The sequence below is a fragment of the Flavobacterium sp. genome (genome assembly GCF_029242675.1).
Taxonomy (GTDB): domain Bacteria; phylum Bacteroidota; class Bacteroidia; order Flavobacteriales; family Flavobacteriaceae; genus Flavobacterium.
In genome coordinates, this window is sequence record NZ_JAQWTM010000148.1 from 1 (window position 1) to 11,538 (window position 11,538).

Here is an 11,538-nt window from a genome sequence, read left to right on the forward strand (position 1 = left end):
GCTTCTGAATAAAAAGATTCTAACATATAAACTAGTTGCTTATCAGACAGAATTGCGCCATAGGTCACAGGCCAAATTTTGTAAGCCAAATCTTTTATGGTTGAAATATCTTCTAAACCAGCTTCTATTATGTTCATATAATCCAACTAATAAATCGTTTTTATGACTCCTTCACAAATTTCAACAAGGAATTACTTTGAAGTAAAAAAACTCAAACAATTAAAATTGAACCGATTTTTTAGGGATAAAAATGGTGAATTCCGTTCCAACATTAGGCTCTGACTCCACTTTAATATAGCCGCCATGATTATCTACGATTCTTTTACAAATTGCTAATCCTAGACCAGTACCCGAATATTTAGGATCTTTCTCTAAACGCTGAAATAAAATAAAAATTTTATCAGCATATTCTTGTTTAAACCCTATTCCATTATCTTTCAGGACAATTTTATGGTATTCTTCATCTAATATTAATTTATCACCACAATAAACGTTCTCAAAGATATCTTTAGTATAAATGTTTATTAATGGAGCAACATCATCCTTACTGTATTTTAGGGAATTTGAAATTAAATTAATAAATAATTGATCCAACTGAAACGAAATCGCTTTCATTTTAGGTAATGTACCCAACTCGATTCTAGCGTTTTTATCTTCTATATCAGATGAAAGTTCGTCAATTGCTCTATGAATGGTTTCTCGTAAATCAATATCTACATATACTTTATCACCTTTGATCGTTCTAGAGTAGTTAACGAGATCAATCAAGAGCGTTTGCATTTTGTTTGCTGATAGTCGAATTTTAGCAAAATAAGTTTTTTTAACATCCGAAACAGCATCTATTTCGCTTCCTTCAATTCGCGAGATAAACATTTGAATTTTATGCAAAGGCTCCTGTAAATCGTGGCTAACGATATTATTAAATGATTCGAGTTCAGCGTTAATACTCTTTAACTCGATATTACTTTCTTCTAATTCTAACGTTTTCTTATAACTTTCGGTCATGTCATACAACACGCCTGTTTTAACTAACTGGTCACTACTATTTTTAGTAAAACTTCCTACTGATTTAATATACTTTGTTTGTCCGTCTGCTAAAATAAAACGGAACATGATATTCGTTGTTTCTTCAGTTAAAAATGAGCCATTGTGTCGCTCGATGACATAATCAAGATCATCCGGGTGTATAAATTTAATTATACTACTCAATTTGGGTTCGAACGCTCCTGGTTCTTCTCCCAATAATCTATAAAAATTATCTGAAAAAGTATAGATACCCGTATCACCATTTACCTTCCAATGACCAAAACCAGCTATTTTTTCGGCATTATTAAAGGAAAGATTTAAAAATTTTAATTCGTCATTGGCCTTTTTAAGTTCAACGATATCGACATTCATTTTATTGAAAGAAAGCAACAATATTAGTAACGAAAGAATTACTAATAAAAAAGCACTAATAATGGAGTCTTCTAATTCAAATTGATGCTTAACATTATGGAACTTGATTTTATCTCCTTCGTTGTTGATTGTTTTATGGACAAATTTTTTCATCAAATCCGTAAAACTATTACTTTCCCGCAGCTTAGCATCAAATTTTTCTTGGTCAAAATTCTTGCTTTTAGAAAGTAATAAAGTCTCCCTGAACAATTCAAATCGGCGATCTAATAAACGATTGAGCTCCTTAAGATCTCTTTGTCGCGCTGGGTTATCAGCAACTAATTTATTAATTCTTTTTATGTTTTGCTGGATTTCACCTTTGTCTAAGAACCTATTATCAAGATAAGCATTGTCCTTAGTAATTATGTATCCTCTCAAATTGTTTTCGTACATACTAATAACAGAAAGCACTTTCTCAAGTTCTAACTGCGTTTCTGTCGAAGTAGCGATTAGACTTACCGAAGCATCTAACGCTTTCATTTGAGTATAAAAAACAGAAGCAATATAGCCAACTACTAAAATAGCTATACCTAAAGCAATCTTAAATATTTGAGTATTTTTATATAGTTTAAGTAATTTCATGCTCCTCTTTTTATCTAGATACTAAAGAAAAATGTTTCCTTATTTAAGCCTGAAGAGTGAAATTGCCAGTTTATATTTAAAACCTCTTTGATCACTTTTTTCAATTTGGTAAAATCATTTGGTTTTTTGATATAAATATTAGCTCCTTCAATAAAAGTTTCTTCTATATCTTTTTCTGAAGACGAGGTTGAGTAAATAGCAACAGATACATCTTTAAACCTGCTATTTGCTCGAATCAACTTAAGGCATTCAAAACCGGACATGTAGGGCATATTTAAATCTAAAAACAAAATATGAGGCACTACAATATCAGGATCAGATAAATAGTCCATTAAGTCTTGACCATCATTAAATAAGGTTAACTTATTATTCATTTTTAGTTCTGCCATTGCCTCACTAAAAAAAGTGCGGTCATCTTCGTCGTCATCAGCAATCAAAATGTGCATTAAGTCCTTATTTGAAATCATATAGGGTATTTTATAATTATTTTAATTTTATATTTTTGGTGTACAATTAGAAATTCCTAATTGGATAATCCTCTTCTTTTGTCCACAATTCTTTTAAAAGCGGAGGGTGTTAAACCAGTTACTTTTTTAAATTGGCTTGATAAATAAGCTACACTACTGTAATTTAATTTATAAGAAACCTCAGTTAATGTTAGCTGTTCCTCGATAATTAATTTCTTAGCTCTTTCTATCTTTTGAATAATAATAAAGTTCTCAATTGATGTATATGTATGTTCGCTAAAAATATTAGTGATGTAACCATAACTAAAATTCAATTTATCAGATAAATATTGCGATATGGTTACTGAAGGTAGTTTATCATTCTCGTAAATCATCTCTACGATCGTATCTTTTATCTTCTGAATTAATTGACTCTTCTCGTTATTTACAATAAAAATAGAATATCTATTAAGGGAACTTTGCAACTCGGCAAAATCATCCTTGGATACGCTGTCACTTATTTCTAACTCGCCCAGTTCTAGCATCTGGTACTTTATGTTCAATCTTTCTAATTGTTCTTGCAAAATCACTCTACAAGCCGCAATTCCGTCATATTTTATATAGAGTTTCATTTAAAAAATTTACAATTGTTTAGTGTTTTTGGGTATAAATATAACTTAATTTTTACAAACAGGACAATAAAAACAATAGCTTAGACCACTATGCATACTTAAACAAAGTTTAAACACTCTATAATATTGATGTTAAGTACTCAAACAAATTTCAAAAATAATCGTCCTGCAGCCCATTTACCCGTGTATTGAATCACTTTTTCCGTAATTTTCAATAATTGACGCTTCAAAATCAATCCATTCTCTCCATCTTTTCTCTACATCAATCCCTACGCCATATTTTCTAGCATAAGTTATAAATGTGGTATAATGTCCGGCTTCACTTTCCATCAATTCTCTGTAAAAAACAGCTAGTTCTTCATCTTGAATATTCTCTGACAAAACTTTAAATCGTTCACAACTTCTCGCTTCGACCATAGCCGAAAACAATAATCGTTCCACAAGACTCGAAACCCTACTTCCAGTAGCACTTTTTTTCATGTAGAGATACAATTCATTCACATAATCATCCTTACGTTCACGTCCTAATTTCAGTCCGCGCTTAATAATTATGTTGTGCACTTGTTCAAAATGGTCAATTTCTTCTTTGGCCAAAGCCAATAAATCTTTCACTAAGTCTTGATGCTCCGAGTTGTTCGTTATTATCGTGATAGCATTTGTAGCAGCCTTTTGTTCGCACCAAGCGTGATCAGTCAAGATCTCCTCAATGTTTTTCTCCACAATATTAACCCATCTCGGATCGGTAGGTAGTTGTAATCGTAATACACCCATTATAAATTTTGTTTCAAGTTTTATTTAAGCTGAAAAAAGTTTAAAGTTCGGGCTGTATTTTACAACCGCGAAACTTTAAACTTTCAACCTGAAACTTTAAACAAAAAGTTTATTATTAGAAAACGAAAATCGCTCTTTCGCTCATCATATCGTTAACTTCATCTGCAACAGATTCAATAACTGCTTCATCAGTAGGATTAACTAATACTCTATCAATCAATTCCACGATAGTTTCCATGTCCTCTTCCACTAGTCCACGAGTTGTAATCGCAGCCGTCCCTACACGAATCCCTGATGTTACAAATGGTGATTTGTCATCAAATGGAACCATATTTTTATTAACCGTAATCTCCGCTTTTACTAAGGCATTTTCAGCCTCTTTTCCTGAGATTCCCTTGTTTCTTAAATCGATTAACATCATGTGGTTATCAGTACCACCTGATATTAAATCGTAACCTCTACTTACAAATGCTGCAGCCATTGCCTTCGCATTTTTTTGCACTTTCATTGCATAAGTAAAGAATTCATCCTGTAATGCCTCACCAAAAGCTACTGCCTTAGCTGCAATGATGTGCATTAATGGTCCTCCTTGATTTCCAGGAAAAACCGCTAAGTCCAATAAAGCTGACATCATACGGATTTCACCTTTGGGATTTGTTAATCCCATAGGATTTTCAAAATCTTTCCCCATTAAAATCAAACCACCTCTTGGTCCACGCAAAGTTTTGTGTGTGGTAGTGGTAACAATATGGCAATGCGGAATTGGATCGTTCAATAACCCTTTAGCAATTAACCCTGAAGGATGCGAAATATCAGCAAGTAACAAAGCGCCAACACTGTCAGCGATTGCTCTAAAACGCTCAAAATCCATATCACGAGAATAAGCTGACGCTCCAGCGATAATCATTTTTGGTTGTTCCTTAGTAGCTATTTCTTGGATTTTGTCATAATTTAAAAGCCCAGTTTCTTTTTCTACACCGTAAAAGACTGGATCGTACAAACGACCTGAAAAATTAACAGGTGAACCATGTGTTAGGTGACCACCATGCGATAAATCAAATCCTAAAATTTTATCTCCTGGTTTCAAACAAGCATGAAAAACAGAAGCATTAGCTTGTGAGCCAGAGTGCGGCTGAACATTAGCATAGGTAGCACCAAATAATTCTTTGGCTCTATCGATAGCAATTTGCTCAACTATATCGACTACTTCACAACCTCCATAATATCTTTTTCCTGGATAACCTTCAGCATACTTATTAGTTAATACTGATCCAGCTGCTTCCATTACTTCATCACTCACAAAGTTCTCAGAGGCAATAAGTTCTAATCCGTTTATTTGTCTATCTTGTTCGTCTAGAATAAGATCAAAAATTTGTTCGTCGCGTTGCATTTCGTTGATTTTAGTTAATTTGAAGCAAAAATACAAAAAAACGTTTGTGAAACTGTTAGATTATGATATATTTGACTTATAATTTTCAACAAAACAATTAACACTATATGCCTATATCAGCCAACGATACAAAACGAAAATCATGGTTAGAAGTTGCTCCAAAAAGTGACTTCCCCATTCAAAACATTCCCTTTGGAGTTTTCCTAACCAAAGAAAATGTAGTTACTGTAGGAACAAGAATTGGTGATTCTGCAATCGATTTAGGTGCTTTGCAGCAACTAAACTATTTTGAAGGTATCGAACTTACAGATGATATGTTCATGCAAGATACTTTGAATGATTTTATCTCTGACGGAAAAAAAACATGGCGATTAGTTCGAAATAGAATCGCTGAAATCTTCGATGAAAATAATCCTAAGCTTAGAGATAATGCGAAGGATAGAGATATCGTTATCTTTAAAATGGAAGAAGTAGAGATGCAATTACCTGTATTAATAGGTGATTATACTGATTTTTATTCTAGTAAAGAACACGCTACCAATGTAGGTAAAATGTTTCGCGATCCCGAGAATGCCTTACTTCCAAACTGGTTACACATCCCCGTAGGATACCACGGTCGTAGTTCGACAATTGTACCTTCAGGAATTCCAGTACACCGCCCAATGGGGCAAACCTTACCAAACGGTGAATCAAGTCCTGTATTTGGATCTTCTCGTTTAATTGATTTTGAACTTGAAACTGCCTTTATTACTACAGATGCTAACATCATGGGAGAAACCATCCCGATCAATGAAGCTGAGGATTATATTTTTGGAATGGTATTATTAAACGACTGGAGCGCTCGTGATATTCAAAAGTGGGAGTATGTTCCTTTAGGTCCATTCCTTGCTAAAAATTTCGCCTCTTCAATATCTCCTTGGATTGTAACCATGGATGCCTTAGAACCTTTTAGAGTGTCAAGCCCAAAACAAGATCCAAGTCCGCTTCCTTATTTGCAACAAAAAGGAAAACACTCCTTTGATATTCATCTTGAAGTAGCGATTCAGCCCGAAAATGCTAGTCCTACAGTAGTAAGTAAATCAAATTTCAAACATATGTATTGGACCATGAGCCAACAGTTAACACACCACACCTCTAACGGCTGTCGTGTAAACTCAGGTGATATGATGGGATCAGGAACCATTTCAGGTCCTACTCCAGGAAGTTTTGGTTCAATGTTAGAATTGACTTGGGGTGGTAAAAACCCAATTAAACTTGATGATGGCTCGGAACGAAAATTCATCAATGATAACGACACGGTAATCATGAAAGGTTTTTGTGAAAACACGCAAGTCCGCATCGGTTTTGGAGAAGTTTCCAGCAAGTTGCTTCCTCCCTTTGTCAGAAACAAAGTACATTAAAATAAAAAGGCCCATTTCATTTGAAATGGGCCTTTTGCTTTATAAAGAGATAATTATTTATTTCCCTTTTCAAAATCAGCAACAAATTGCGCTAATCCAATATCAGTTAATGGGTGTTTTAACAATCCATAAATTGCAGATAATGGTCCTGTCATGACATCCGCTCCAATTTTTGCACAGTTAACAATATGCATGGTATGACGCACTGATGCTGCAAGAATTTGAGTTTCGTAACCATAATTATCATAAATATCTCTAATTTCTTCAATCAATGCTAAACCATCAGTCGAAACATCGTCTAAACGGCCAATAAAAGGAGAAACATAAGTAGCACCCGCTTTAGCAGCTAATAAAGCTTGACCAGCTGAAAACACTAAGGTAACATTGGTCTTAATTCCTCTGTCAGAGAAATATTTCGCAGCCATAACCCCTTCCTTAGTCATTGGCAATTTTACAACAATTTGCTCATGCAATTCAGCCAATTCTTCACCTTCTTTAATCATACCATCATAGTCGAGTGCATTAACCTCTGCACTAACGTCTCCTTCAACAAGGTTGCAAATATCCACATAGTGTTTCAAGATATTATTTTTTCCGGTGATTCCTTCTTTAGCCATCAACGATGGATTAGTTGTAACCCCATCCAATACTCCTAACGCTTGCGCTTCCTTAATCTGAGCTAAATTAGCTGTGTCAATAAAAAACTTCATAATATTATTTTTGTTTAATTGTGTGTTTTTGTTTTTTGGGCGTGTCCTTTCAGGCCGGGCTTTCCGTTTCAATCTTTTATTCGCTATCGCGAATAAAAGGATTTCCTCTTCAATCCCTCACGCGAACTAGCGGTAAAATTACAACTTATAATGCTTTATTAAAATCTTTTCGTACAATTTATCAGGAAGGATTCTTTTCAATACAATAGAAATTTTTTGCATAAAAACACCCACTCTATAATGAACATCTGGATTTTTGGTCATTATAATTTTATAGACTGCCAAAGCCATATCATTAGGGTTACTGCCGTTATCAACATGTGCATCCATCGTTCTCAGTGAGTCTCCATACGTTTTAGCGTAAGGAGAATCCTTTGTTACAGGAGCATGATAGCGTCCCGAAGCAATATTGGTAGCAAAATCTCCAGGAGCGACACTAGTGATATCGATTCCAAAGTTTTTAACTTCCATCCGTACCGACTCGGTTATTAATTCAAGGGCACCTTTAGAGGCTGAGTACAAAGAGCGGTAAGGCAATCCCATGTAACCCGCAAGCGAGGTAATATTAATAATCAATCCTGATTGTTGCTTACGCATTTGCGGTAGCACCAATTGTATTACTTCAATAGGTCCAAAAAAATTAGTGTCAAAATGATTTTTCATTTCAAGAACAGGAATCTCTTCAAGAGGTCCAGTAATACCTACTCCGGCATTATTAACCACTACATCGATGCTTCCTTCCATTTCAATTATCTTAGCAATGGCCTTTTCAATTGAAGCCGTATCCCTAACATCTAAAGTAATTAAAGGGAAAACAGAATCTAAAATGAGCTCCGGTCTTCTACTAGTACCGTACACTACAAATCCTTTATGATGCAGAAATTCCCCTATTGATTTTCCAATACCCGAAGACCCACCAGTGATCAATATTACTTTCTTATTAGAACTCATAATTAGTTATGGTATTTACCGAGCACCAAAAATAAAAAAATCCTCCCGAAGGAAGACTACTTTTGTATTTAATTTATAAACTTTGCTTTTAATGTAAAAAAAAAAAATCTGATTCACATTTGTGATCAGATTAAAAAAATGGCAAGCGACCTACATCGCACCGCTCAACCACGTACCCTTGCTATGTTCCCATCCTGGGGGAGTCTGCAGGAGCTGGTCGTGTAGGACTTGCCGGTGCAAATATACAATCTTTTTATATTTTTGCAAGCCCTTTGTGCTCTAAAAATAACATTGTATATTGGGGTATTCAAAATTAAAACAATGAAAAATTATAACTTACTATCTATCATTTTATTAGCCTTAACTCTTTCTAATTGTGGTGACACAAAAAAAGGTGAAAATACTTTATTTACTTTCGATAATGCAATCGTAAAGACGCAATACGAACCGCAAGACCAACTGGATTTAGCCATTACTAATGAAAAAGCGAAAGCTATTGATAGTGTTATCTACTACGTAAATGATAAAAAAATAGGAAGCAGCAAGGGACTAGAACGATTAACTTACTCCTTAGAAAAGCAAAAATTAGGATATCAATACCTGAAAGCACTTGTTTATTTTGATGAAGATAGCTCAGAAGCCACATTTAGAATCGAACTAGTTTCTAATATCACTCCCAAATTACTAAAATATAAAATCATAAATACCTATCCTCATGATACCAAATCATTTACTGAAGGTTTAGAATTTTATAAAGACACCCTATACGAAAGCACAGGGCAAAAAGGAACCTCCTATTTAAGAAAATACGATTACAAAACCGGAAAAATATACAAGCAAGTTGATTTAGATGCCAAATATTTTGGAGAAGGAATCACTTTCTTAAACAATAAATTATACCAGCTCACTTGGGAAGAAAAAACAGGTTTTATTTACAATGCAAACACTTTAAAGCTTGAAAAAAGCTTCGCTTACACCAAAGATATCGAAGGATGGGGAATGACAAATGACGGGAAAAACATTTACCAATCTGATGGAACAGAGAAAATTTGGACTACCAATCCCGATAATCAAGAAATGGTAGATTATATCAATGTTTATTCTGGTAAAACCAAAATTAAAGCAATTAATGAGCTGGAATATATAAATGGTAAGTTTTATGCTAATGTTTGGCAGAAAGATGCCATAGCCGTAGTCAATCCCTCAACTGGAGCAGTAGAAGGAATACTAGATATGTCAGGACTACGTAAACTAATATCAGTTACCTCTGAAGACGTTTTAAACGGAATTGCCTACAACCCGAAAACCAAAACTATTTTTGTTACCGGTAAAAACTGGGACAAAATGTTTGAGATAATAGTATTGGAATAATGACAATCCTACTCATAAATATCAAGGAATTACTTCAAGTCCGTGACGCTTCCATTGAAAAAGTTTCTGGACACGATATGGCAACATTGCCTACTATAAAAAATGCCTTCTTACTAATTAAAGATGATTTAATAGCTGACTTTGGACCCATGAGTCAAGTCCCAACTCTAGTCGCAGATGAAGTAATCGATGCATTAGGGAAAACCGTACTACCAACCTGGTGTGATAGTCACACACACATTGTCTATGCGGGAAACCGATCGCAAGAATTTGTAGATCGCATCAATGGCTTAACCTATGAAGAAATTGCTGAGCGTGGGGGCGGAATATTAAATTCTGCTCAAACATTGAATCACACGAGCGAAGACGAGATTTACGAGCAATCCAAAACAAGATTAGAAGAGGTTATGCAATTAGGGACTGGCGCAGTCGAAATTAAGTCAGGTTATGGGCTAAGTCTTGATGGGGAGCTAAAAATGCTTCACGTGATCAAAAAGTTAGCGAATGATTATGCTATTTCCGTAAAAGCTACCTTTTTAGGCGCACATGCTTTTCCCACAGCTTATAAAGAGAATCACCAAGGCTATATTGACTTAATTATAAACGAAATTTTACCCCAAATTCATCAAAACCAGCTCGCTGATTATGTTGATGTATTTTGTGAAACAGGTTATTTTAGTGTTTCTGAGACCGAACAACTTATTAAAGCTGGAGCAGCATATGGCTTAAAGCCAAAAATTCATGTCAATCAATTCAATTCTATTGGCGGAGTCCAAATAGCAGTTAAAAACAACGCTTTATCAGTAGATCATCTTGAAATAATGCGAAAGGAAGATATAGAAATCTTAAAGAACGGTATAACTATGCCAGTTGCCTTACCTTCTTGCTCTTATTTTCTAGGCATACCCTATACTCCAGCACGTGAAATAATTGATGCTGGATTGCCTCTAGCACTAGCTTCTGATTTTAATCCTGGCTCAACACCATCCGGAAATATGAATTTTGTTGTTGCAACTGCCTGCATCAAAATGAAAATGACTCCCGAAGAAGCGATCAATGCTGCGACCTTGAACGGCGCCTATGCTATGGGATTATCACATTCTCATGGTAGTATAACCATTGGTAAAAAAGCAAGTCTGATCCTCACTAAAAAAATTCCATCCTTCTACCAACTACCGTACGCTTTTGGTAGTAATTTGATAGATACTGTCATTATCGCAGGAAAAATAATTGCATAAAAAAAGAGGAACTATTAGTTCCTCTTTTTTATTATGATTTAAAATTGGCTTTTATCTTAAAGAAAAACTTGTTTTTGATACTAGTTGTCCTTTATCAAAAATGTTTACGAAATACGTTCCAGGAGCAAAATCTTTACCCGGTAAATTCTCTGTTACATTCACTGTTTTATTCTCGTAATTCACGTTTGTCATAAAACTATAAGTAAGAGAGTTATCTCCAAAATTTTCTGATTTTTTATTACCCAAAACATTATTTTTACTATCGATTACTTGAACGTAATACGCTTTAGTACCTGATTGCGCCACTTGGTTTTCAGCAATTGTAAAACTAATTTTAAGCATATCTGCTCTGCTCGCTTTATCAGTAGAAATTTCTTTACCTGAACTTCTTACTTTAAAAGCAGATCCTCTTGTATTTAAAACAGTCAATTTAGCTGCTTTTTCAACAACCTTAGATAATTCCTCATTTTGACCTACAAGTGTTTCATTGTACTTTTTAGATTCGCTTAAAACCACAACTGTACTATCACGTTGCGTTTTTAAAGTGACATTTGCTTTTTTTAATCCTTCATTTTCTTGCATTAATACTTTCATATTACTTTGCATAGTG

Annotated in this window: 10 protein-coding genes, 1 other RNA gene and 1 pseudogene; 3 read left to right on the forward strand and 9 right to left on the reverse strand. The window is 34.5% G+C overall.

Features of this window, described 5'->3' with window-relative positions; translation table 11 throughout:
- Window positions 1-219 precede the first annotated feature (219 nt).
- From P8M54_RS05820 to glyA, 5 genes are all read right to left on the reverse strand, one after another.
- Window positions 220-2,019, reverse strand: a complete 1,800-nt coding sequence (locus P8M54_RS05820) for an ATP-binding protein (RefSeq protein ID WP_300286150.1) — start codon at window positions 2,017-2,019, stop codon at window positions 220-222.
- A gap of 14 nt (window positions 2,020-2,033) precedes the next feature.
- A complete protein-coding gene (locus tag P8M54_RS05825; protein WP_300286152.1) occupies window positions 2,034-2,486 on the reverse strand; it encodes a response regulator in 453 nt (150 codons plus the stop codon).
- Window positions 2,487-2,542: 56 nt separating this feature from the next.
- A complete protein-coding gene (locus P8M54_RS05830; RefSeq protein ID WP_300286155.1) occupies window positions 2,543-3,097 on the reverse strand; it encodes an AraC family transcriptional regulator in 555 nt (184 codons plus the stop codon).
- A 177-nt stretch (window positions 3,098-3,274) separates the two neighbouring features.
- Window positions 3,275-3,868 (reverse strand): tRNA-(ms[2]io[6]A)-hydroxylase, encoded by a 594-nt coding sequence (locus tag P8M54_RS05835; protein ID WP_300286157.1) that lies wholly within the window; start codon window positions 3,866-3,868, stop codon window positions 3,275-3,277.
- Between the two features lie 115 nt (window positions 3,869-3,983).
- Complete coding sequence (gene glyA, locus P8M54_RS05840) at window positions 3,984-5,258, reverse strand: serine hydroxymethyltransferase (protein ID WP_300286159.1); 1,275 nt, start codon at window positions 5,256-5,258, stop codon at window positions 3,984-3,986.
- A 107-nt stretch (window positions 5,259-5,365) separates the two neighbouring features.
- On the opposite strand from glyA, the gene fahA reads away from it, so the two are divergent.
- The gene (gene fahA, locus P8M54_RS05845) at window positions 5,366-6,658 is read left to right on the forward strand and encodes a fumarylacetoacetase (RefSeq protein ID WP_300286161.1); all 1,293 of its coding nucleotides are present in this window, start codon (window positions 5,366-5,368) and stop codon (window positions 6,656-6,658) included.
- Window positions 6,659-6,711: 53 nt separating this feature from the next.
- On the opposite strand, the gene fsa is transcribed toward fahA, so the two are convergent.
- The 3 genes from fsa to ffs form a co-directional block, all read right to left on the reverse strand.
- Entirely contained in the window at window positions 6,712-7,368 is a 657-nt protein-coding gene (gene fsa / locus P8M54_RS05850) for a fructose-6-phosphate aldolase (RefSeq protein WP_300286163.1), read from the reverse strand.
- A gap of 138 nt (window positions 7,369-7,506) precedes the next feature.
- Window positions 7,507-8,319 (reverse strand): SDR family oxidoreductase, encoded by an 813-nt coding sequence (locus P8M54_RS05855; protein ID WP_300286165.1) that lies wholly within the window; start codon window positions 8,317-8,319, stop codon window positions 7,507-7,509.
- Window positions 8,320-8,455: 136 nt separating this feature from the next.
- Window positions 8,456-8,553: signal recognition particle sRNA small type (gene ffs / locus P8M54_RS05860), an RNA gene on the reverse strand.
- A gap of 87 nt (window positions 8,554-8,640) precedes the next feature.
- Here ffs and P8M54_RS05865 point away from each other — a divergent pair.
- Together P8M54_RS05865 and hutI are read left to right on the forward strand one after the other, a co-directional pair.
- On the forward strand, window positions 8,641-9,690 hold the full coding sequence (locus P8M54_RS05865) for a glutaminyl-peptide cyclotransferase (protein ID WP_300286167.1): 1,050 nt from the start codon (window positions 8,641-8,643) through the stop codon (window positions 9,688-9,690).
- Window positions 9,690-10,928 (forward strand): imidazolonepropionase, encoded by a 1,239-nt coding sequence (gene hutI, locus P8M54_RS05870; protein WP_300286169.1) that lies wholly within the window; start codon window positions 9,690-9,692, stop codon window positions 10,926-10,928. The genes P8M54_RS05865 and hutI overlap by 1 nt, the downstream gene beginning before the upstream one ends.
- A gap of 51 nt (window positions 10,929-10,979) precedes the next feature.
- Here the strand turns inward: hutI and P8M54_RS05875 are convergent.
- Window positions 10,980-11,538: pseudogene (locus P8M54_RS05875) on the reverse strand (hypothetical protein); the annotation flags it as partial.

Bases quoted from the DNA above. Each gene is read 5' to 3' on its own strand.
- P8M54_RS05820 (WP_300286150.1), bottom strand. From the start codon at position 2,019: ATGAAATTACTTAAACTATATAAAAATACTCAAATATTTAAGATTGCT.
- P8M54_RS05825 (WP_300286152.1), bottom strand. From the start codon at position 2,486: ATGATTTCAAATAAGGACTTAATGCACATTTTGATTGCTGATGACGAC.
- P8M54_RS05830 (WP_300286155.1), bottom strand. From the start codon at position 3,097: ATGAAACTCTATATAAAATATGACGGAATTGCGGCTTGTAGAGTGATT.
- P8M54_RS05835 (WP_300286157.1), bottom strand. From the start codon at position 3,868: ATGGGTGTATTACGATTACAACTACCTACCGATCCGAGATGGGTTAAT.
- glyA (WP_300286159.1), bottom strand. From the start codon at position 5,258: ATGCAACGCGACGAACAAATTTTTGATCTTATTCTAGACGAACAAGAT.
- fahA (WP_300286161.1), top strand. From the start codon at position 5,366: ATGCCTATATCAGCCAACGATACAAAACGAAAATCATGGTTAGAAGTT.
- fsa (WP_300286163.1), bottom strand. From the start codon at position 7,368: ATGAAGTTTTTTATTGACACAGCTAATTTAGCTCAGATTAAGGAAGCG.
- P8M54_RS05855 (WP_300286165.1), bottom strand. From the start codon at position 8,319: ATGAGTTCTAATAAGAAAGTAATATTGATCACTGGTGGGTCTTCGGGT.
- P8M54_RS05865 (WP_300286167.1), top strand. From the start codon at position 8,641: ATGAAAAATTATAACTTACTATCTATCATTTTATTAGCCTTAACTCTT.
- hutI (WP_300286169.1), top strand. From the start codon at position 9,690: ATGACAATCCTACTCATAAATATCAAGGAATTACTTCAAGTCCGTGAC.